Origin of the sequence: Shinella sp. S4-D37 (assembly GCF_040812195.1) — a bacterium.
Lineage (GTDB): Bacteria > Pseudomonadota > Alphaproteobacteria > Rhizobiales > Rhizobiaceae > Shinella.
The window spans coordinates 37,355-59,634 of record NZ_JBFNXL010000006.1 but is presented as its reverse complement, the minus strand read 5'-3'; the positions used below and the strand labels follow the sequence as shown (position 1 = coordinate 59,634).

Below are 22,280 nucleotides of genomic sequence, written 5' to 3'. Positions count from 1 at the left end.
AAGAGACAAACGAAAACAAAGAAACCTGGAATCTGTCAGGTTCGGAATGAACCTGACAGATTCTAGGGTCGCACGCTCTTGCGCCAGGCGACCTGCGTCGGCAGGCGCTTGGGCGGGGCGGGGTCGGCCTCGTCCTTCTCGATGATGGAGACGATATGGTCGGCGATCTCGCCGATCGGCTGGCGGAAGGTGGTGAGGTTGTAGCCGAGCCAGCCGGCCTGCGGGATATCGTCGAAGCCGACGACGCACAGCGCCTCGGGAATGTCGAGGCGGAATTCCAGCCGCGCCACGTCCATGAAGCCGAGCGCCAGGAGGTCGGTGACGCAGAACACGCCGTCCGGCCGGCTGGAGGCGCCGAGCAGCCGGCGGGCGCCCTCCGCGCCGGTCGCGTAGCTGGTCGGCCCGGCGCGGCTCACCGGCGCGTCGATGCCGAGTTCGGCGGCGGCCGCAACGAAGGCCCGTTCGCGCGCCACGATGCTCGGCGTGCCCGCCGTCGAGCTGACGACGGCAAGGCGCCGGCAGCCGGCGCGGTGCAGCATCAGGCAGGCCTCGCGCGCCGCGCTCTCGTTTTCCACCAGCACGATCTCCGGCCCCCCGATCAGGTCGTCGCGGTTGATGAGGATGACGCGCTGGCCGTTCTCGATGCAGGTCTCGATCAGCGAGACGGGCGGCGCGCCGGACACCACCACCGTGGCGTCGGCGCGGTAGTTCAGCGTCTGGCGCAGCGCCGCCTCGACATTGTCCGGCTGGCCGGCGGTGTTCAGCACCATCACCACCTTGCCGATCGCCTGCAGCTTGCGCGTGGTGATCTCCACCACGTTGGAATGGAAGGGCGCCTGCAGCTCCGCCACGATCATGCAGACGATGCCCGACCGGTGGTGGATCAGCCCGCGCGCCAGGTGGTTGACGTGGTAGCCGAGCTTTTCCGCCGCCGCCAGCACCTTGGCGCGCGTCGCCGGCGAAACGCTGGCTCCGTCGGTGAAGGTGCGCGAGACGGCCGAGCGCGAGACGCCCGCAAGCTCGGCCACGCGGATGGCGCTGACCGAGGCCTTTTTCGGCCTGGACCTGGATGTCGACACGTCGTGCTGCCTCCTGTAGCGTCTGCGCATATTTGCGCATAGTCTTCGCCCTGTGCAAAGCCGCAGCCCGGCAGATTTCCCCGGAAAAGCAGGAAATTGATGGGGAAGCTCGGCCCGGCTTCGCGCCCGGCCCCGCACAGGTTTTCGCACGCCTGTGCAAGAGGCCCCGCGCCGATCCGGCGAGGCCAAGGGAACGCAAAATCGTCTTTCGCGTTATGGCTGCATGACGGACCTGATCGAGACGGATGAATGGCGGGAAGAAGCGCTCTGGAGCCTGGCGCGGGCGCATTCCCCGCTCATCGGCACCGCCATTCACGATGGCCACCTGCTGCGCGGCGACCTTGCCGCGCGCATGAGGCTCGACGCCGCCGGCCGGCTGCGCGAGGAGGACCCGTTCACCGCCGCCTTCATCGGCGATCTCGGCAACCGCGTCGTCGTCCACCGCTCGCGCTTCGAGGTGGACCTCAACCGGCCGCGCGACGGGGCGGTCTACCTCAGCCCGGAACAGGCCTGGGGCCTCGACATATGGGCCGAACCGCCCGGCGAAGAGGCGCTGGAAAGCCTGCTCGGCCAGCACGACGGCTATTATGCCATGCTCAAGGCCGTGCTGTCGGACATGGAGCGCGCCCATGGCCGTTTCGTCCTCCTCGACATGCACAGCTACAACCACCGCCGCGCCGGCCCCGATGCGCCGCCGACGGAGCAGGCCGACGCGCCGGATATCAATATCGGCACCTTCTCCATGGACCGGGCCTTCTGGGCGCCGGTGGTCGACGCGTTCATGGCCGCGCTGCGCCAGCAGCCTTTCGCCGGCCGGCGGCTCGATGTGCGGGAGAACGTCGCCTTTGCCGGCAAGGGCGAGCAGACGCGCTTCGTGCACGCGCATTTTCCGCGCAGCGGCTGCGCCATCGCCGTGGAATTCAAGAAGATCTTCATGAACGAGTGGACGGGCGCGCCGGACCGCGCCGCTATCGCCGCCCTTCGCGCCGCCGTCCGCGCCAGCCTGCCCGTGCTGGAGGCCGCGCTCGAGGCCATGCCGGCTGGAGACACGCCATGAGCCCGCGCGCACGCCGCAGGGAGGACCCGCTCGCCGCCGTCGCGGCGGCGCTGGAGCATGGCCTTCCCGTCCGGCTCGACCTGCCGCGCGGCGGCCGGCTGCATCTCGACCGCCCGCTGCCGTTCCTCGCCGTGCATCTCAACCGTCGCTCGGCGCCCGCCGCCCGCGCCGCGGCGATGGCGAACGCCGCCTATCTCATCGCCAATACGCTTTCCGAAGCGGCGGCCATCGTGCAGCTTGTCGGGAAACGGATGCGCGCGGAGTTCGGCGCCTTCCTCGTGCTCGATTTCGGCGAGCTGGCGCGCGACCAGCTTGCCGCGGACACGCCCTATCTCGCGCCCTTCGAGATCAGCGTCTCGGCCTCGCCCGATGCGGCGGCGGAGCGCGCGCAGTCGGCCTTCGTCGGCGCGGTGGAGAAGATCGACAGCCGCTACCGCGCGCCGCGCATCGAGCGGCCGTCGCTGGCCGACGATCCCCATGCCGGCCTTGCCCGCCGCCTGCCGGATACCCCGACGCTTACCGTGCGCGTCGCGCCGATCTACCGGGTGCCGACCTCGCGCGCCGTCTATCCCGAGCTGCAGGGCCGGCTCGTCGCCCGGCTGGTCGATGCCGGGCTGCAGGCCGCCGGCCAGTTCGCCCGCAGCGAGACGGCGCTGGCGCCCGCCACCCACCGGGCGCTCGGCCGGCGCGTCTTCGTCGAGGCGGTGGCGCGCGCCGATCGTGCTATGGACGACATCGCCGCCAGCTTCGATTTCCTGCTCGCGGTGACGCCGATCAATTCCGACGCGGCCTTCGAAGCCTTCCGCGCGGCCGGCTGCGCGCGCGCGCCGACCTTTCTCTACCGCCCGCTCGCCATCGACATCGCCGCGCGCAAGAAGGCGCTGTTCTCCATCGCCCTCGACCGGTTCGAGGATCCGGTGCTGGAGCGGCTCTATAGCGAGAAGCAGCAGGAGCTGGACCTGCAGCTTTCCATGCTCGCCGCCCGCGAGGATGCCCGCTTCGTCGAGATGAGCCGCGCGCTCTACGGCTCCGTCGACGGCCGGCTGGCGAAGGCGGCGGGCGACATTCTCGATGCGACCGCCCGGCCCGCCCGCAAGGCCGCCCCGCAGCAGGTGGACCATCGCTATGTCGAGCGGCGGGCGCGCACGATGATCGACCGCTACAGCGCGCAGTTCTCCGCCTTCGCGCCGAGCGTCGAGGTGCGCAACGACCTTCCGCCGGGGCTGATGGTGTCGAGCGACCGGCTCCTGATCGCCCGCACCACGACGATGGCGCGCGAGCGGGTCGAGGCGCTGCTGAGCCATGAGGTCGGCGTGCACCTCCTCACCTATTGCAACGGCTCCGGCCACGGGCTGCGGCTCTTCCGCTCCGGCCTTGCCGGCTACGAGGGGGCGCAGGAGGGGCTGGCGGTACTGGCCGAATATCTCGTCGGCGGCATGACGACGGCGCGCCTCCGGCTGATCGCGGCGCGGGTGGTCGCCTGCGCGGCCATGCTCGATGGGGCGGGCTTCGTGGAGACCTACCGGCTGCTGGCGCGCGAGCACGGCTTTGCCCCGCCCGGCGCCTTCAACATCGCGCTGCGCCTCCACCGCGGCGGCGGGCTCGCCAAGGATGCGGTCTATCTGCGCGGGCTTCTCGAAATCCTCGCACATCTGCGCGGCGGCGGCGATCTCGAACCGTTCTGGCTCGGCAAGATCGCGGCCCGCCACTTCGCCGTCATGCAGGAGCTCAGCCTGCGCGGGCTCCTCAAGGCGCCCCGCCTGACGCCGCAATTCATGAGCGCCAAGGGCGCGGACGAACGTCTTGCCCGGCTGCGCGCCGGTCTTTCACCCCTCGATCTCATCGCCTGAGGAGGCCTTTCATGCGCATCGCTTTCTTCGTCAATTCCATTGCCGACGAAACCCCGCACTTCACCACGACCACGCTGGCGCTCGCCGCGCTGGGCCGCGGCCACGAGATCTGCTACGTCACGCCCGGCGATTTCGTCCTTCGCGCGGATGACAGCCTTGCCGTGCGCGGCCTCGTGCTGCCCTCGGCCGGCTACAAGAAGCCGGAGACGCTGCACAAGGACCTGCAGGGCGAGAACACCGAGACGCGCATCTTCGACGTCGGGGAGATCGACGTCCTGTTCCTGCGCAACGACCCCTCGCTCGACGTGACGGACCGGCCCTGGGCGGCCCATGCGGGGGCGCTGTTCGGGCGGCTCGCCGCGCTGCGCGGCACCCTCGTCGTCAACGATCCGGCGGGCCTCGCCAAGGCGCAGAACAAGCTCTATCTCCAGGATTTCCCGCCCTCCGTGCGCCCCGCCACCCTGGTCTCCAAGAGCATCGAGGAGATCCGCGGCTTCGTCGCCGGCGAGAAGAAGAAGGGGGCGATCATCAAGCCCTTGCAGGGCTCGGGCGGCAAGAACGTCTTCAAGGTCGCCTCGGCCGACGACCAGAACCTTAACCAGATCTTCGAGGCGGTGAGCGGCGAAGGCTATCTCATCGCCCAGAGCTTCATGCCCGAGGCCAGCGAGGGCGACGTGCGCTTCTTCGTCATGAACGGCCGGCCGCTGATGCGCGAGGGCAAATACGCCGCCTTCCGCCGCGTGCCGGCCAAGGGCGAGATCCGCTCCAACGTGCATGTCGGCGGCGGGCCGGCGCCGGTGGAGGTGACGCCCGCCATGCTCGCCGTCGTCGAGGCGGTGCGCCCCAAGCTCGTCGAGGACGGCATGTTCCTCGTCGGCCTCGACATCGTCGGCGACAAGATCCTGGAGATCAACGTCTTCACGCCGGGCGGGCTCGGCAACCTGGCGCAACTCTACGAGACCAATTTCTCCGACACGGTCATCGCCGCGCTGGAGGAGAAGATCGCCATGCGCGAGGCCTATGGCGGGCGGCTGGACAACAGCCGGCTCGCCACCCTGTGAGGCCGCGCCCGGCGGGCCGCAAAGACGGCAGGCGCGGGGCATCGAATCCTGTATGAAGGCAGGACAGTTGCACTCAACGGGGGATTGGATGGATATCGACCGGGCGCGCACCTTTCTGGAAATCGTCCATACCGGCAGCTTCCTGAAGGCTTCCGAGCGGCTGCACATCACCCAGACCACGGTGAGCGCGCGCATCCGCACGCTGGAGGAAGCGCTGGGGCGCAAGCTTTTCGTGCGCACGCGCAACGGGGCGGCGCTGACGGCGGCCGGCCGCGAATTCGAGCGTTTCGCCCAGTCCTTCGTCCAGGTGTGGGAGCGCGCGCGCCAGCAGCTCACCGTGCCGCCCGGCCGCACCTCCGTCGTGGCGGTGGGCGGCGAGATGAGCCTATGGAACCCGCTTCTGCTCGACTGGCTCGTCTGGATGAAGGGCAATTGCCCGGCGATCGCCGTCCACGCGCAGGTCGGCATTGCCGACCAGCTGCTCGAACAGCTTCGCACCGGCGTGCTCGACATTGCCGTCCTCTATGCGCCGAAGCTGATGCCCGGCTTCCGGGTCGAGCTGGTGGAGGAGGAGCGGCTGGTGCTGGTGCGCAAGGCAGGCGGCGCGGACGAGGGCGGCGCGCCGGACTATGTGCATGTCGACTGGGGCTCGCAATTCGCCGGGCAGGGCGGCTTCGGCACGGCGGCCTTCGCCGAGCCGGCGCTGCAGGTGGATTTCGGCCCGCTCGCCCTCCACTATATCCTGCGCACCGGCGGCATGGGCTATTTCCGCCGGGGCACGGTCGCGCCCCATCTTGCGGCGGGGGATCTCGAACGGGTGGAGGACGCGCCGGAATTCCCCTATCCGGTCTATGCCGTCTATCCGGAAGCGGCCGAGGGCCGCCGCGACGTGCAGGACGCCCTCGGCGGCCTCCGCCAGGTCGCACCCTGACGCGCTACTCCGCCGCCGCGGCCCGGCATCCCTCGATGATGCCGCGGATCTCCCCGCGGCAGGAACCGCAATTGGTGCCGGCATCGAGGGCCACGCCGACGGCCTCGACGCTGCGGCACCCGCCGCGCACCGCCGCGACGATCTGGTTGACGCCGACGGAAAAGCAGGCGCAGACCGTCGCGCCGGGATCCGGCTTGTCCGCCCCCGGCCGGCCGGCGACGAGGGAGAAGCGCTTGCGCGGGTTCGTATGCGCGGCGGCAAGCTCGGCGATCGCCCAGTTGCGCGCCACCGCCACCGGCTCGCGCGCGAGGAAGAAGGCGGCGAGCAGCCTTGGCCCGTCGAAGAAGGCGAGGCGGATCTCGCCGGTCTGCCGGTCGGCATAGCCGAGCGGTTCGACGTCGCCGGGGATGGCGAAGGCGCGCCGGCACCAGCCGGTCCAGTCCTCCGCCGCCCCGTCGAAGGCAAGCTCCAGCCGCCAGCCGCCCTCGGCCTTCGCCAGCGCCCAGTAGGCGGCGTCGAGCGCTTCGGGTTTCGCCCGCGACACCGCAAAGGCATAGGCGGCGGGCTTGAAGGGGCGGGCGGCGACGGCGACGTTCTTGGAGGCCGGCTGGCCGGAGATCCTGTCCGTCACCGGCGGCACGAGGGCGTCGATGCGGGCCTTCGCCGCATACTGGTCGTTCCAGTGCATCGGCGCGAAGATGCTGCCGCGCGCCTGGCGGTCGGTGACGAGGGCGCGCAGGACCACCCGGCCCAGCGGGCTCTCGACCTCGACGAGGCCGGCCGGCGCCACGCCGATCTCCAGCGCGTCGCGCGGGTGGAGTTCGGCGAAGGGCTCGGCGATATGGGCGGAGAGGCGGGCGCTTTTTCCCGTGCGCGTCATGGTGTGCCACTGGTCGCGGATGCGGCCGGTGTTGAGCGTGAAGGGATGGGCCTCGTCCGTGCGATCGGAAGCGGCGGGCGCGACGGCGAAGAAGCGGGCCTTGCCGTCCGGATGGTAGAAGCCGCCCGCGGCGAAGAAGCGGGTTTCCGTCGGCCCTTGCCCCGCGGCCTGCGGCCATTGGAAAGGCGAGAGCGCATCATAGGCCGCCCCGTCGATGCCGGCATGGGCGCCGATATCGAAGTCGCGGCTTTTCCGGTTCTCGAAGGCGGAGAGCGCGGCATGCTCGGCGAAGATCTCCGCCGGCGTCTCATAGGCGAAGGCTTGCGCAAAGCCCATGCGCCTTGCGACCTCGGCAAGCTGCCACCAGTCCGCCCGTGCCTCGCCGGGGGCCTTGAGGAAACCGCGCTGGCGGGAGATGCGGCGCTCGGAATTGGTGACAGTGCCGTTCTTCTCGCCCCAGCCGAGCGAGGGCAGCAGCACATGGGCGTGGCGGGTGGTGTCGGTCTCGCGCAGGATGTCGGAGACGACGACGAAGGGACAGGTCCGGATCGCCGCTTCAACGGCGTCGGCGTCCGGCATCGAGACGACGGGGTTCGTCGCCATGATCCACAGCGCCTTGATGCGGCCTTCCGCCACCGCCCGGAACAGGTCGACCGCCTTCAGCCCCGGCCGTTCGGCAATCGTCGGCGCGTCCCAGAAGCGCCGCACCCGGTCGCGGTCCTCCGCATTCTCGATCGCCATGTGGGCGGCGAGCATGTTGGCAAGGCCGCCCACTTCGCGCCCGCCCATGGCGTTGGGCTGGCCGGTCAGCGAGAAGGGCCCCATGCCCGGCCGGCCGATGCGGCCCGTCGCGAGATGGCAGTTGAGGATGGCGTTGACCTTGTCGGTGCCCGACGAGGACTGGTTGACGCCCTGGCTGTAGCAGGTAACGACCTTCTCGCTCGCCGTGAACAGCCGGTAGAATTCGCGAAGCTGCATGGCCGGCAGGCCGGTCCGCTCCAGCACGTCGCCGAAGGGGATCGCCGCCGCGAAGGCATCGGAAAAACCCGTCGTATGCGCGCCGACGAAATTCTGGTCCACCGCGCCGTTCGTGACGAGATGGGAGAAGAGGCCGGCAAAGAGCGCCACGTCGCTGTCCGGACGGATGGCGAGGTGCAGGTCCGCGATATCGGCCGTCATGGTGCGGCGCGGGTCGATCACCACCACCTTCAGGCCCGGCCGCCGCGCCTTTTCCGCCGCCAGCCGCTGGTAGAGCACCGGATGGCACCAGGCGAGGTTCGAGCCCGTGAGGACGACAAGGTCGGCAAGCTCCAGGTCCTCGTAGCTGCCCGGCACGGTGTCCGACCCGAAGGCGCGGCGGTGGCCGGCGACGGAGGAGGACATGCACAGCCGCGAATTTGTGTCGATGTTCGCCGCGCCGAAAAAGCCCTTCATCAGCTTGTTGGCGACGTAATAGTCCTCCGTCAGCAACTGGCCGGAGACGTAGAAGGCGACGGCATCCGGCCCGTGCTCGGCAATGGCGGCGGAAAATCGCTCGGCGATGCGGTCGAGCGCCTCATCCCAGGAGGCCCGCTCCCCGCCGATCTCGGGATGAAGCAGGCGTCCGTCGAGATCGATCGTCTCGGCCAGCGCCGAGCCCTTCGAGCAGAGCCGGCCGTAGTTCGAGGGATGGTCCGGATCGCCCCTGACGGAGACCGCGCCGTCCTCGCCGACCCTCGCGACCACCCCGCAGCCGACGCCGCAATAGGGGCAGGTGGTTTTCGTCTCAACGGGCATGGGGGGCTCCTCGCAGGAGCGTCGCGCGCCCCTCATCCCCCTGCCGGGATCTTCTCCCCGCAAGCCGGGAGAAGGAGGATGTGGCAATGCCGGTGCTCCAGCGCCCTTCTCCCCGTCGGAACGGGGAGAAGGTGGCGGCAGCCGGATGAGGGGCGAAGCTGGTTCCTGTCATGGCCTACTCCGCCGCCGCCATCAGGCTTTCGAGCGCGATGAAGAGCTGCCCGCCCTCGTTGCGCAAGGGGATGGTCCTCACCGCGCCCTCGTCGGCGCCGAGCGCCTTGCCGGTCTCCAGCGAGATCACCCAGTTGTGCAGCGGGCAGGTGACGGCCCTGGCGTGGACGATGCCCTGCGACAGCGGCCCGCCCTTGTGCGGGCAATGGTCCTCGATGGCGAAGACCTCGTTTTCCGCCGTGCGGAAGACGGCGATTTTCCCCTCCGGCGTCTTCACGCAGCGCGCGCCGCGCAGCGGGATATCGGCGATGTTGCCGATGGCAAACCAGCTCATGTCCATGCTCCTCATTCCGCGGCCTCGCCGTAGCCGATGGTCGCCATCGGCTTGAATTCATGCTTGTCCTTGCCGGAGACGCGCTCCGACCACGGATCGACCTGCGCGAATTTCTGGGAAAAGACGAAGCGGTCGTAGAAGGCCTTGCGCTTGTCCGCGTCGCCCATGATCTGGCGGCGGATTTCTTCCAGACCGACGCGCTTGGCCCATTTGTAGATGCGCTCCAGATAGCGCGCCTGCTCGCGGTACATCTGCGTCAGCGCCACGATATGCTCCAGCGCCTCGTCCTCGGTCTTGACGAGGCCGAGGACCTCCGTGCCCTTGATGTCGAGGCCGGCGGCACCCGCGAAATGGATCTCGAAGCCGGAATCCACGCAGATGACGCCGATATCCTTGCAGGTCGCTTCCGCGCAGTTGCGCGGACAGCCGGAGACGGCGAGCTTCAGCTTGGCCGGCGTCCACGAGCCCCACATGAACTTCTCGATGCGGATGCCGAGTCCCGTGGAATCCTGCGTGCCGAAGCGGCACCAGGTCGAGCCGACGCAGGTTTTTACCGTGCGCAGACCCTTGGCATAGGCCTGGCCGGAGATGAAGCCGGCCTTGCCGAGATCGGCCCAGACGGCGGGCAGGTCCTCCTTCTCGATGCCGAGCAGGTCGATGCGCTGGCCGCCCGTCACCTTCACCAGCGGGATCTCGAACTTGTCCACCACATCGGCGATGGCGCGCAGTTCGCCGGCGTTGGTGACCCCGCCCCACATGCGCGGCACGACGGAATAGGTGCCGTCCTTCTGGATGTTGGCATGCACGCGCTCGTTGATGAAGCGCGACTGGTAGTCGTCGGCATATTCGTCCGGGAAGTCGCAGACGAGGTAGTAGTTCAGCGCCGGGCGGCACTTGGCGCAGCCGCAGGAGGTCTTCCATTCCAGTTCCTGCAGCACGGCCGGAATGGTCTTCAGCCCCTTCGCCTTGATGAGCCGGCGCACGTCGTCATGGCCAAGCTCGGTGCAGCCGCACATGGGCGTGACGGCGGCGGGGTTGTAGCTGTCGCCGAGCGTCAGCGTCATCAGCTGCTCGACAAGGCCCGTGCAGGAGCCGCAGGAGGCGGACGCCTTGGTATGGGCACGCACGTCGTCGAGCGAGGTCAGGCCCTTTTCCGTGATGGTCGAGACGATCCTGCCCTTGCAGACGCCGTTGCAGCCGCAGATTTCCGCATCATCCGGCAAGGCTGCAACGGCCGCCATAGGGTCCAGCGGGGAGCCCCCCTGGTAGGCCTGGCCGAAGATCAGCGTCTCGCGCATCTCGGAAATGTCGGTGGCCTTCTTCTTGAGGTCGTTGAACCAGGCGCCGTCCGCCGTCTCGCCGTAGAGCACGGTGCCGATGATGCGGTTGTCCTTCAGCACCAGCCGCTTGTAGACGCCGGCGGAGGCGTCGCGCAGCACGATCTCCTCGCGGTCGTCGCCGTCGGCAAAATCACCGAGCGAGAACAGTTCGATGCCGGTGACCTTCAGCTTGGTGGGCGTATCGGAATGGACGAAGGCGGCGGTGCGCTCGCCGGCAAGATGGGCGGCGGCGACGCGGGCCATCTCGTAGAGCGGGGCAACGAGGCCGTAGACCATGCCGCCCACTTCCGCGCATTCGCCGAGGGCGAGAATGCTGCCGTCGGAGGTCTGCATGCCGTGGTCGACGACGATGCCGCGGTTGACGGCAAGGCCCGCTTCCCTCGCGAGGCCGACGCTGGGGCGGATCCCGACGGCCATGACGACGAGCGTCGCGGGGATGACGCGGCCGTCGTCCAACTCGATGCCCTCGACCCTGCCGTTGCCGACGATGGCCTTGGTGTTGGCCTTGCAGACGATCTTGATGCCGCGCCCTTCCAGCTCCCGTTGCAGGAGATAGCCGGCGGCGGGGTCGAGCTGGCGGTCCATCAGCGTGGGCATGACGTGCAGCACGGTCACGTCCATGCCGCGGCCGGCGAGCCCTGCGGCGGCTTCGAGGCCGAGGAGGCCGCCGCCGATGACGACGGCCTTCTCGCGCGACTGGGCGGCGAGCAGCATGGCCTGCACGTCGTCGAGGTCGCGATAGGTGATGACGCCGGGCATGTCGTGGCCGGGCACCGGCAGGATGAAGGGCACCGAGCCGGTGGCGATGACCAGCTTGTCGTAGCTTTCCGTGACGCCGTGGTCGGAGGTGACCGTCTTGGCGGCCCGGTCGATGGCGACGATGCGGTGGCCCTTGTAGAGCGTGATGCCGTGCTTGATGTACCAGCCGTCGCCGTGGATGATGATCTGTTCGTAGTCCTTCTCGCCGGAAAGGACGGGCGAGAGCATGATGCGGTCGTAGTTCACCCGCGGCTCGGCGTTGAAGATGGTGACCTCGTACTGGCCGGGGGCCTTTTCGAGGAGGTGCTCCAGCATGCGCCCGGGGGCCATGCCATTGCCAACGATGACGAGTTTCTCGGTCATGGGATTTCCTAAACGTTACGCTGCGACGGCCGAGACGGAGGGACGCTCCATCTGGCGGATGGAGAGGTGCATCCAGAAAAGCGAGACGGCGACGACGGCGAAGAGCAGCAGGAAGCAGCTCGACCACAGGCCGGTCGCGTCCTTGAGCAGGCCGAAGGCGATGGGCAGCACGAAGCCGCCGAGCCCGCCGACCATGCCGACCACGCCGCCGACCGCGCCGACGCCATCGGGGTAATAGGCCGGGATGTGCTTGTAGACCGCCGCCTTGCCGAGGCTCATGACGAAGCCGAGCACGAAGACGGTGACGATGAAGAGGGCGGGCGTGACGCCCGACGGCAGCGACAGGATGAGCGTTGCGACGGCGGAGACGGCGAACATGCAGTACATGACGGAGCGCGCGCCCTTGCGGTCCGACAGCATGCCCCCGAGCGCGCGAAAGATGCTGCCGGGGATGGAATAGGCGGCGGCGACCATGCCGGCCGTCGCGATGTCGAAACCGTAGACGCCGACGAGGTAGCGCGGCAGCCAGAGCGCCAGCGCCACGAAGCCGCCGAAGGCGAAGAAATAGTAGAGCGAGAAGCGCCAGACCTGCGCCTTCTTCAGGGGGGCGAATTCCGCACGCAGGCTGCGCTTCGGCGCCTTGCCCTCGCGGCGCGCGCGGAAGGCCGGGTCGTCGCTGGTGGTGAACCAGAAGAGACAGGCGGTGAAGATGAGCGCCGCCGCCCAGATCTCCGCGACCATCTGCCAGCCGGCGGCGACGAGCACGAAGGGCGCGAGGAACTTCGTCAGCGCCGCGCCGACATTGCCCGCGCCGAAGATGCCGAGCACCGTGCCCTGCTTTTCCGCCGGGAAGAAGGGCGAGACATAGGCGACGCCGACCGCGAAGGAGCCGCCGGCAAGCCCGACGCCGAGGCCGGCGAGCAGCATCTGCGGGAAGGTCGTGGCGTGCGAGAGCAGGAGGGTCGACATCGCCGCCGCCAGCATGGTCAGCGTATAGACGAGGCGGCCGCCGAAGCGCGGCGTCCAGACGCCGAGCAGGATGCGGACCAGCGAGCCGGTGAGAATGGGCGTGCCGACGAGCAGGCCGAACTCGGCTTCCGAAAGCCCGAGGTCTTCCTTGATGCGGATGCCGATGATCGCGAAGATCGTCCAGACGGCGAAACAGATGGTGAAGGCGAAGGTGGATACCCAGAGCGCGATGGCCGGTTCGCGCGGGGACAGGGGCTGCTTGGTCTCGGACATGGCTTCTCCGTGGCCCGACAAGGTCGTGCCGCTCCATCTTGAGGGTTGAAAACGAAAAGCCGCTGGCCAGGTTTGCCGGCGCGGCACGACGGGCGTGGGCGCGGGAAACCTGATCAGCGGCTTTGCTGGTGGCGCCCTTCGTTGGACGCCGATATCGTGACCCGAAGGCCTACGGAGAGAAAAGCAAGCGGCGTGCCAACTCGGCAAGAGACTGATTCAAAAAGGTTTCCGTCCGGAGGCATGAAAGGCACGCACGCCCCGGCGGCACGGGCGGCACCAAATTTTGTGCACTGCGCATAAAATAGGCGTCAGCGAGACTGCGCCGCAATATAGCCGTCGACATCGTCGGGATCGAAGCGCCCGCCGTCGAAGAAGCCGTCGGGGCCGAGCGTCAGCGCGCCGGAGGAGCCGACGGGCGTCTCCGCGGTCAGCGCGCCCTCCACCTTGGCGCTCGCCGAGGGCATGGCGATGCCGAGCGCCTTCAGCGCGGCGCGGTAGACGTCCGGGCGATAGGTGCCGGCGGCGACCGCGCGGTTCGCCTCGCTCTGCGCCACCTGTCCCCAGCGGACCATCTGGGTGTAGAACCACAGCGCATGGCTCTTCCACGGGAAGGTCGCGGCCTTGGCGTGCGGCACGAAGAAATCGCCGACCGTGCGGAACGCGTCGCCGCCGACCGGCAGCACGCCGCTGAGCGCCGGCAGCAGGAGGTCCGCCGCGCGGCCGACATAGGCGGGCAGGGCCAGCAGCCGGGCGAGTTCGTCGTGGTTGCGCGGGTCGCCGCACCACAGCGAGGCGTGATGCAGCGCGGCGATGAGGGCGGCAAGCGCCTCCGGGTTCGTCTCGCCCCAGCGCGCATTGACGCCGAGCACCTTTTCCGGGCTCGACTTCCAGATCGCCGCCTTGACGGTGGCAAGATGCGCGCCGCGCTTCAGGACGCCGAACGTGTTCCACGGTTCGCCCGCGCAATAGCCGTCGATGAGGCCCGTAGCGAGCGCGTCGCCCATGTCCGGCGGCGGCAGCACGACGATCTCGATATCGTGCTCGGGATGGATGCCGCTGGCCGCCAGCCAGTAGCGCAGCTCGTAATTGTGCCCGGAATAGGGATGCACGACGCCGAAGCGCAAGGGCTCGCCGACGCGCCCGTCGATAACCCTGCGCAGCGCCGCGCCGTTTTCGCGCGCATTGAGATCGGCGGTCGCGCCGGTCCGCGCCATCGCCTGCCACAGCGCGGCCGAGACCGTGACGGCATTGCCGCCGAGGCCGAGCGCCATGGGCACGATCATCTCCGGCGCCGGGGCGGAGAGGCCGAGATTGCAGGCGATCGGCATGGGGCCGAGAATATGGGCGACGTCGAACCGGCGCACGGCGAGGCGGTCGCGAATGCTCGCCCAGGACCGTTCGCGCACCAGCGTGAGGTCGATAGACTGCGCCTCGGCAAATCCCTTCTCGCGGGCGACGACCAGCAGGGCGCTGTCGAGCAGCGGCACGAAGCCGGCGGTGATGGCGTGGCGCATCGTCATGTCTTTACTCCCGGATCGAGCAGGCTCGCCGCCGTGACGAGGCTTTGGGCGATCTCGGCGATCTTGCGGTTCTGGTTCATCGCCGTGCGGCGCAGGAGCGCATAGGCCGCCTCCTCGGAAAGCCCGCGCGAGCGCATCAGGAGGCCCTTGGCGCGGTCGATCACCTTGCGGTTCTCCAGCTCGCTGCGTGTTTCCTCCAGTTCGCGGCTGAGGCGGGAGAAGGCGTTGAAGCGGCTGATCGCCATTTTCAGGATCGGCCGCACGCGCTCCTGCTTCAGCCCGTCGACGATATAGGCCGAGACGCCCGCCTCCACCGCCGCCTCGATGGAGGCCTCGTCGGACCTGTCGACGAACATGGCGATGGGGCGCTGGATGGCGCGGGTGAGCTGGAAGATGCTCTCCAGCCGGTCGCGGTTGGGGTTTTCGAGATCGATGACGATGACGTCGGGATTGAGGTCGGCGATGCGGCGGGCAAGGCCCTGCATCTCCTCGACCACGGTCACGGCATAGCCGGCGTCGCGCAGCCCCTCCTCGATGATGGCGGCGCGGATGCGGTTCTCGTCGATGACCAGTACGTTCAATGCGCCCGGTTTCATGTCCTCACCGCGCCAGAGCCAAGAATGTCCGGCAGATGCCTCCGATCGGCAGGGAAAATCAAGCCGTGCGGGGGGCAAAAAAAATGGGCCAGCGGAAACCGCGGCCCATGAAGTGTGAAGGTCAAAAACCTCCAGAGGGGAACAGCTGATGCAGCGGCACTGGGAGGAAAACCGCTGTGTGCATCAACTGAGGGCACTATGCGGTTTTTTTGACCAAATGGGAAACATTTATTGTGCAATGCAGCTATGCAAATGCTGCGTTGCTTCTGTCGGGGCAGGCCGGTGCCTGCTTTTTGCGCAGGCCTGACAGGGAGGGCATGCCTGCCGGCACCGCGTTTTCGAGGCAATTTTTATATGAAGGAAACCAGTGCCTCCTCCCCTTCTCCCCAGCGGGGAGAGCGACTGTCTTGTCTGTCAAGCGCTTTGCCATGGTTTTCCGTCCCGGATGATGGCGTTGAGGATGGTGAGAAGCTTGCGCATGGTCGCGACGATGGCGACGATCTTGGGCTTGCCGGCTTCAACGAGACGATCGCGGAAGGCCTTGAGGACCGGGTTACGACGGGCAGCGACCAGCGCTGCCATGAACAGCACAGCCCGCACCTTGCCGCGACCGCCACCGATGAAGCTCTTGCCGCGCCACTTGCCCGACTGCCGAGTGAACGGCGCCACCCCGGCCAATGCGGCGATCTGGCGCCGGTCGAGGCTACCGAGTTCCGGCAGTTCGGCCATCAGCGTGCGGGCCGTGGTTGGTCCTACACCCGGTACCGAGGTCAAAAGCGCCTCGCGCACCCGCCACAAGGGCGACTTGCGGATGCGTCCGTTGAGATCGCCGTCGAGGCTTGCGAGTTCACGTCGGAGCGCTGCAAGCAGCCGCTTGATGCTCTTCTGCGTTTCCTTGGCCTGGGCCGTCCGTGTCCGGTTTTCTTCCGCCGTGATCATCTGCACGATCTGGCGGCGCCGCGAAACGATGGCCGAGAAGGCCTCGCTCTCCTCATCGCGCAAGGGCCGGATCTCCGGTCTGGTTGCTGCGACGAAGGCTGCGATCACAGCGGCATCGATCGGATCTGTCTTGGCGCGTTTGCCAAGCGCATGGGCATAGGAACGCACCTGCGCCGGATTGACCACCACAACGGCAAAGCCGGCTGATGACAGGCTGGCAGCTGCCAGCATTTCGTAGCCACCGGTCGCTTCCAGCGCCACGATATCGGCTTTTGCGTCTCGCAGCCGGCGGATCAGGCCGTCCACGCCGGCATGGTCGTTGCCGACGAAAAAGCTCTCCCCGACTGGCTGCACATGCACATCCAACCGATCCTTGGAAACATCGATACCAACAATCACATCCATCTGATCCCATCCTTGCCTAAGCGGGCTTCGCACATGCGAGCGGCCCTGGCGACTGTTCGGGTTCGATGGAACGGCGGATGATGACCCAAGCTCTCCCACGGGCTTCAATGCCCAAAGGTGCTGCGGTCTCTCATCCGCCACCGCAACTGGCAATACACCGCCAATCGCAGCAGAAGGGAAGTTACAAAGGTGCCGGCAGGCGGATGAGGGGGGCCGGAAGTATAAACGCTCCGTCGGAGCCACCCCCTCATCCGACCCTTCGGGCCACCTTCTCCCCGCTGGGGAGAAGAGGAGGAGGCACTGGTTTGCCGTATGGGAAAAGGCTCCGGCTAGGCCGTGTGCGCCTCTGCCTCCCCTTCCATCGTCGACTTGCCGTGCTGCACCAGCGGGCGGTTGCCGGTGAGGCGGCGCAGGAGCACGTAGAAGACCGGCGTCATGAAGATGCCGAAGAAGGTGACGCCGATCATGCCGGAGAAGACGGCAAGGCCCATGGCGGCGCGCATTTCCGCGCCCGCGCCGGTGGAAAGCACCAGCGGCACGACGCCCATGATGAAGGCCATCGAGGTCATGAGGATCGGCCGCAGGCGCAGGCGGCTCGCCTCGATCGCGGCTTGCACCGGCGTCCTGCCCTCGAATTCCAGCTCGCGCGCGAATTCGACGATCAGGATGGCGTTCTTCGCCGAAAGCCCCACCAGCACCACGAGGCCGATCTGGGTGAAGACGTTGTTGTCGCCGCCCGTGTACCAGACCCCGGCGAGCGCGGCGAGCACGCCCATCGGCACGATCATGATGATGGCGATGGGCAGCGTCAGGCTCTCATATTGCGCGGCGAGCACCAGGTAGACCAGGAGAAGCGCCAGCGGGAAGACGACGATGCTCGAATTGCCGGCGAGGATCTGCTGGTAGGTGAGGTCCGTCCACTCGAAGTCGATGCCCGGGGGCAGCGTCTCCGCCGCGATCTTCTCCACGGCCGCCTGCGCCTGGCCGGAGGAGAAGCCGGGGGCCGGGCCGCCGTTGATGTCGGCGGCGAGGAACCCGTTGTAGCGCGTGGTGCGCTCCGGCCCGGTCGCGGCGTCCACCTTGAGGAGTGCGGCAAGCGGGATCATCTCGCCCGTCTGCGAGCGCACCTGGAGCTGGCCGATGTCCTCGGGCTTGGCGCGGAAGGCGGAATCGGCCTGGACGCGCACCGAATAGGTGCGGCCGAAGGCGTTGAAGTCGTTGACGTAGAGCGAACCCAGATAGATCTGCAGCGTCTCGAAGACGTCGGTCACGCGCACGCCGAGCTGCTGGGCTTTCGCCCGGTCGAGGTCGGCATAGAGCTGCGGCACGTTGATCTGGAAGCTGGAGAACAGGCCCGCCAGCTCCGGCGTCTGGTAGGCCTTGGCAAGGAAGGCCTGCGTCGCCTCGTTGAGCGGCCCGTAGCCGAGGCCGGCGCGGTCCTCGATCTGCAGCTTGAAGCCGCCCGTCGTGCCGAGGCCGTTGACCGGCGGCGGCGGGAACATGGCGATGAAGGCGTCCTGGATGGCGCCGAACTTCTGGTTCAGCTGCATGGCGATGGCGCCGCCGGAAAGCTCCGGCGTCGTGCGCTCCTCGAAGGGGGCGAGCGCGGCGAAGACGATGCCGGAATTCGAGCCGATGGTGAAGCCGTTGATCGACAGGCCCGGGAAGGCGATGGCGTGCTCGACGCCCGGCTGTTCCAGCGCGATCGCGCTCATCTTCTTGATGACCTCTTCCGTGCGGTCGAGCGTCGCGCCGTCGGGAAGCTGGGCGAAGCCGATGAGGTACTGCTTGTCCTGCGCCGGCACGAAGCCGCCGGGCACGGCGTTGAACACCGCATAGGTCGCGCCGACGAGGGCGAGATAGAGGGCCATGACCAGCGACTTGCGCGAGACCAGCCCGCCGACGCCGCGGCCGTAGCCGTTCGAGGCCGCGCCGAACAGCCGGTTGAAGCCGCGGAAGAACCAGCCGAACAGCCCGTCCATGACGCGCGTCAGCCAGTCCTTCGGCGCATGGTGGTCCTTCAGGAGAAGGGCGGCGAGCGCCGGGGAGAGCGTCAGCGAGTTGATGGCGGAGATGACCGTCGAGATGGCGATGGTGAGCGCGAACTGGCGGTAGAACTGGCCGGAGAGGCCGCTGATGAAGGCGAGCGGCACGAAGACCGCGACGAGGACGAGCGCGATGGCGATGATCGGGCCGGAGACCTCGCGCATCGCCCGGTAGGTCGCCTCGCGCGGCGAAAGGCCGTTCTCGATGTTGCGCTCGACGTTCTCGACGACGACGATGGCGTCGTCCACCACGATGCCGATGGCGAGCACCAGGCCGAAGAGTGTCAGCGCGTTCACGGAGAAGCCGAAGGCATACATGACCGCAAACGTGCCGATGATGGAGACCGGCACGGCGAGCAGTGGGATGATCGAGGCGCGCCAGGTCTGGAGGAAGACGATGACGACGAGCACGACGAGCGCGACGGCTTCGAGCAGCGTGTCGACCACCTTGTCGATGGAGGCGCGCACGAATTCCGTCGTGTCGTAGACGATCTCGTATTTCACGCCCTCGGGCATGGCGAGCTGGAGCTGGTCCATCGTGGCGCGGACAGTGTCGGCGATCTCGATGGCGTTGGAACCCGGCGCCTGGAGGACGGCGACGGCGACGGCGGGCTCGCCGTCGAGCAGCGAGCGCAGCGAGTAGTCGGCCGCGCCGAGTTCGATGCGCGCGACGTCGCGAAGCCGGGTGATCTGGCCTTCGGCGCCGGTCTTCACGATGATGTTGCCGAATTCCTCCGGCGTGCGCAGGCGCCCTTGCGCATTGAGGTTGAGCTGCAGGTTGACGTCGTTCGACACCGGCGAGGCGCCGATGATGCCGGCGGCGGCCTGCACGTTCTGCTCGCGGATGGCGTTGGAAATGTCGCTGGCGGCGAGCGCATGTTCCGCAGCCTTCTGCGGGTCGATCCACACGCGCATGGCATAGTCGCCCGCGCCAAAAACCTGGACCTGGCCGACGCCCTCGATGCGGGCGAGGCGGTCCTTGATGTTCAGCGTGGCGTAGTTGCGAAGATAGGTGATGTCGTAGCGGTCGGTCTTGGAGACGAGGTTCACCACCATGATGAAGTCGGGCGAGCTTTTCACCGTGGTGACGCCGAGCGCGCGCACTTCGGCGGGCAGGCGCGGTTCGGCCTGCGACACGCGGTTCTGCACGAGCTGCTGGGCCTTGTCCGGATCGGTGCCGAGCTTGAAGGTGACCGTCAGCGTCAGCACGCCGTCGGAGGTCGCCTGGCTGTTCATGTAGAGCATGTCCTCGACGCCGTTGATCTGCTCTTCCAGCGGCGTGGCGACGGTTTCGGATATGACGACCGGGTTTGCGCCGGGATAGGTGGCGCGCACGACGATCGAGGGCGGCACGACCTCCGGATATTCGGAGATCGGCAGGGCGCGCATGCCGATCAGGCCGGCGACCACGATGAGGATCGACAGCACCCCGGCAAAGACCGGGCGATCGATGAAGAAACGGGAGATGTTCATGGCAAAGGACCCCTCTCCAGGGACGAACGGACCCGTCCGGCGGGCGATGCGCCGCCGGCGGGTGTGGGATTGCTGGTTGTTTGCGGGCAGGGCGGGTGAGCGTCCTGCGGGTATTCTTGCGATGGCGCCTGCGGCAGGTCTTGTAAGGGCGCCCCCTCATCCGCCTGCCGGCACCTTCTCCCCGCAAGCGGAGCGAAGGGATATGCCGACCCGGTTTCCTCACCCAATGCCCATTTGCGGGGCACGTCCCCTCTCCCCGCTTGCGGGGAGAGGGTTAGGGTGAGGGGCGAATCCCGCCCGGCCCGTCTACTTCACAGAGGCGACGTTCTCCTGCATCTGCGGATCGACCACGACGCCGGGGCGCACGCGCTGCAACCCGTTGACGACGATGCGGTCGCCGCCCGCAAGGCCGCTTTCGACGATGCGCTCGTTGCCCGAAAGGCCGCCGAGCACCACCGGCCGGTAGGTGATCTTGTTGTCCTTGTCGACGACGAAGACGAACTTCTTGTCCTGGTCGGTGCCGACGGCCTTCTCGCTGACGAGGATCTTGCTCTCGGCCTCCGGCTCGCCCATGCGGATGCGCACGAACTGGCCGGGGATCAGCCTGCCGCCGGGATTGTCGAAGACGGCGCGCACGGCGATGGTGCCGCTTGCCGCGTCCACCTCGTTGGCGATGAGCTGGAGCGTGCCGTGGATCGGCGTGCCCTCGTCGGCGAGCGTGCCGACCTCGACGGGGATGCGGTCGATGGGCGGCAGCGCGCCGCCGGTGGCCGGCAGGGCGGCGAGCGCCCTTGCGACCGTCTCCTCGCTGACATTGAAGCCGGCATAGATCGGATCGACCGAGACGAGTGTCGTCAGCGCGGGGGAGGCGGAGCCGGCGGCGACGAGGTTGCCGGTCGTGATCTCCACCTTGCCGACGCGGCCGGAAACCGGCGCGCGCACTTCCGTATAGCCGAGTTCCAGCTGGGCGGCATGCAGGGTCGCCTCGGCCGTCTTCAGCGCGGCGCGGGCCTCGGCAAGCGCGTTCTGGCGCGTGTCCACCTCGCTTTGCGAGATGCTGTTGCTCTTGGCGAGGCGCTGGCCGCGCTCAAGCTCGGTCGTGGCGAGCTTCACGCGGGCTTCGGCCGAGGCGTGCTGGCCTTCGGCCTGCGTCACCGCCGTCCTGTAGGGCTCCTGGTCGATGGTGAAGAGCAGGTCGCCGGCCTTCACCAGCGCGCCCTCGCGGAAATTCACCGCCTCGATGGCGCCGGAAACGCGTGAGCGCACCTCGACGCGGTCGATCGCCTCCAGCCGGCCGGAAAATTCCTGCCAGGCGACGACGTCGCGGTTCTCGACCACGGCGACGGTGACCGGCACGGCCGGCACCTCGGCCGTCGCGACGGCCTCGGCCTTGGCGACATTGCCCGGCAGTTGGAAATAGAGGGCCGCGGCGGAAACGGACACGGCCAGTCCCAGGCCGGCGCCCGTCAGGGCCCAGCTTTTGCGCTTCGATATCATTTTCTCGTCTCCTTGCGGCCTCCCGGGCCGCGTGTTTCAAATCGAATTAGTGAATGCTTATATCCTTGACGAAATCGGAGAAGTGCAGGGCGAGGGCATTTCGCCACGCTCCGGTCACATCGGATTTCCCGCTGTAAATCGAAGACCAGCCCGTTCCCGCGGGAAGAACATGCTGCTGAACCGTGACGCCCGACGCCCTCAGGCGGTCGGCGTAGCCCTGCGCCTCGTCGAGCAGCGGATCGTCGGCCGCCGACAGGACAAGCGCGGGGGCGACGCCCGACAGCCGCGAACAGAGGCTCGGGGCTGCGTAGGGGTGGCAGACGCCGCCGCTGAGATAATGGCTCCAGCCATTGGACCAGCGCTCGCGCATGCCGATCGCATCGGCGGTGCGGAAGGACGTCGTGCCCATGAAGGGATCGAGCAGCGGCGAGATGAGCACCTGGCCGTCGAGCTCGTCGGCGAAGTGGTCGCGCGCCTTGAGCGCCACGCCGGCCGCGATGTTGCCGCCCGCCTCCTCGCCGCCGATGAGGAGCGGCGACTTGCGGTCGCCGAGGCCGGCGCGCTTCTTGGCGAGATAGGAAAACACCGAGAAGCCCACTTCCAGCGGCTGCGGGAAGACGCTGCCGCCCGGCGCGTTGTAATCGGGCACGGCCACGATGGCGCCGGTGGCCGCCAGCGCTTCGGCGAGCGGGCAATGGACGGTGCCGGACTGGAGGAACGCGCCGCCGTGGAAGTAGAGGAGGATCGGCGCGCCCTTGGCGAACTCCGCTCCCTGATAGACGCGCGCGGACACGGGGCCGGTGGCCACCTTGTCGAACGTCATGTCCTTGATCTCTACGGGCATTGCCTTGTCCTCGCCCCGTCTGGAATTAGAATGGGGCCTCACCATTTATATCGTGCTTGACCTTTGCGATATAAGTACGCCAAAACTGACTTCACTATCCAGATTTTCGAACAATAGC

Annotated in this window: 15 protein-coding genes; 4 read left to right on the top strand and 11 right to left on the bottom strand. The window is 67.9% G+C overall.

Features of this window, described 5'->3' with window-relative positions:
* Positions 1-62: 62 nt before the first annotated feature.
* Entirely contained in the window at positions 63-1,079 is a 1,017-nt protein-coding gene (locus tag AB3G45_RS27650) for a substrate-binding domain-containing protein (protein ID WP_367833738.1), read from the bottom strand.
* A 223-nt stretch (positions 1,080-1,302) separates the two neighbouring features.
* Here AB3G45_RS27650 and AB3G45_RS27645 point away from each other — a divergent pair, with 223 nt between their 5' ends.
* The 4 genes from AB3G45_RS27645 (at position 1,303) to AB3G45_RS27630 (ending at position 5,978) form a co-directional block, all read left to right on the top strand.
* Positions 1,303-2,136: an N-formylglutamate amidohydrolase gene (locus AB3G45_RS27645; RefSeq protein ID WP_367833737.1), complete on the top strand. Its 834-nt coding sequence runs from the start codon at positions 1,303-1,305 to the stop codon at positions 2,134-2,136.
* Positions 2,133-3,986 (top strand): flavohemoglobin expression-modulating QEGLA motif protein, encoded by a 1,854-nt coding sequence (locus AB3G45_RS27640; protein ID WP_367833736.1) that lies wholly within the window; start codon positions 2,133-2,135, stop codon positions 3,984-3,986. Before AB3G45_RS27645 ends, AB3G45_RS27640 begins: the two co-directional genes overlap by 4 nt.
* An 11-nt stretch (positions 3,987-3,997) precedes the next feature.
* Entirely contained in the window at positions 3,998-5,047 is a 1,050-nt protein-coding gene (locus AB3G45_RS27635; protein WP_367833735.1) for a glutathione synthetase, read from the top strand.
* Between the two features lie 88 nt (positions 5,048-5,135).
* The gene (locus AB3G45_RS27630; protein ID WP_367833734.1) at positions 5,136-5,978 is read left to right on the top strand and encodes a LysR family transcriptional regulator; all 843 of its coding nucleotides are present in this window, start codon (positions 5,136-5,138) and stop codon (positions 5,976-5,978) included.
* Between the two features lie 4 nt (positions 5,979-5,982).
* On the opposite strand, the gene AB3G45_RS27625 is transcribed toward AB3G45_RS27630, so the two are convergent.
* The 10 genes from AB3G45_RS27625 to AB3G45_RS27580 form a co-directional block, all read right to left on the bottom strand.
* Entirely contained in the window at positions 5,983-8,634 is a 2,652-nt protein-coding gene (locus AB3G45_RS27625) for a molybdopterin-dependent oxidoreductase (protein ID WP_367833733.1), read from the bottom strand.
* A gap of 175 nt (positions 8,635-8,809) precedes the next feature.
* Complete coding sequence (nirD, locus tag AB3G45_RS27620; RefSeq protein WP_367833732.1) at positions 8,810-9,145, bottom strand: nitrite reductase small subunit NirD; 336 nt, start codon at positions 9,143-9,145, stop codon at positions 8,810-8,812.
* A 5-nt stretch (positions 9,146-9,150) separates the two neighbouring features.
* Entirely contained in the window at positions 9,151-11,601 is a 2,451-nt protein-coding gene (gene nirB, locus AB3G45_RS27615; protein ID WP_367833731.1) for a nitrite reductase large subunit NirB, read from the bottom strand.
* 15 nt (positions 11,602-11,616) lie between these two features.
* The gene (locus AB3G45_RS27610) at positions 11,617-12,843 is read right to left on the bottom strand and encodes a nitrate/nitrite transporter (RefSeq protein ID WP_367833730.1); all 1,227 of its coding nucleotides are present in this window, start codon (positions 12,841-12,843) and stop codon (positions 11,617-11,619) included.
* Between the two features lie 308 nt (positions 12,844-13,151).
* Entirely contained in the window at positions 13,152-14,363 is a 1,212-nt protein-coding gene (locus AB3G45_RS27605) for a CmpA/NrtA family ABC transporter substrate-binding protein (protein WP_367833729.1), read from the bottom strand.
* Entirely contained in the window at positions 14,360-14,959 is a 600-nt protein-coding gene (locus AB3G45_RS27600) for an ANTAR domain-containing response regulator (protein ID WP_367833728.1), read from the bottom strand. Before AB3G45_RS27600 ends, AB3G45_RS27605 begins: the two co-directional genes overlap by 4 nt.
* Positions 14,960-15,373: 414 nt before the next feature.
* On the bottom strand, positions 15,374-16,303 hold the full coding sequence (locus AB3G45_RS27595; RefSeq protein ID WP_367833608.1) for an IS110 family transposase: 930 nt from the start codon (positions 16,301-16,303) through the stop codon (positions 15,374-15,376).
* A gap of 329 nt (positions 16,304-16,632) precedes the next feature.
* Positions 16,633-19,821 (bottom strand): efflux RND transporter permease subunit, encoded by a 3,189-nt coding sequence (locus AB3G45_RS27590; RefSeq protein WP_367833727.1) that lies wholly within the window; start codon positions 19,819-19,821, stop codon positions 16,633-16,635.
* A gap of 306 nt (positions 19,822-20,127) precedes the next feature.
* Positions 20,128-21,318, bottom strand: a complete 1,191-nt coding sequence (locus AB3G45_RS27585; RefSeq protein WP_367833726.1) for an efflux RND transporter periplasmic adaptor subunit — start codon at positions 21,316-21,318, stop codon at positions 20,128-20,130.
* A 46-nt stretch (positions 21,319-21,364) separates the two neighbouring features.
* A complete protein-coding gene (locus AB3G45_RS27580; RefSeq protein ID WP_367833725.1) occupies positions 21,365-22,162 on the bottom strand; it encodes an alpha/beta hydrolase fold domain-containing protein in 798 nt (265 codons plus the stop codon).
* Positions 22,163-22,280 lie beyond the last annotated feature (118 nt).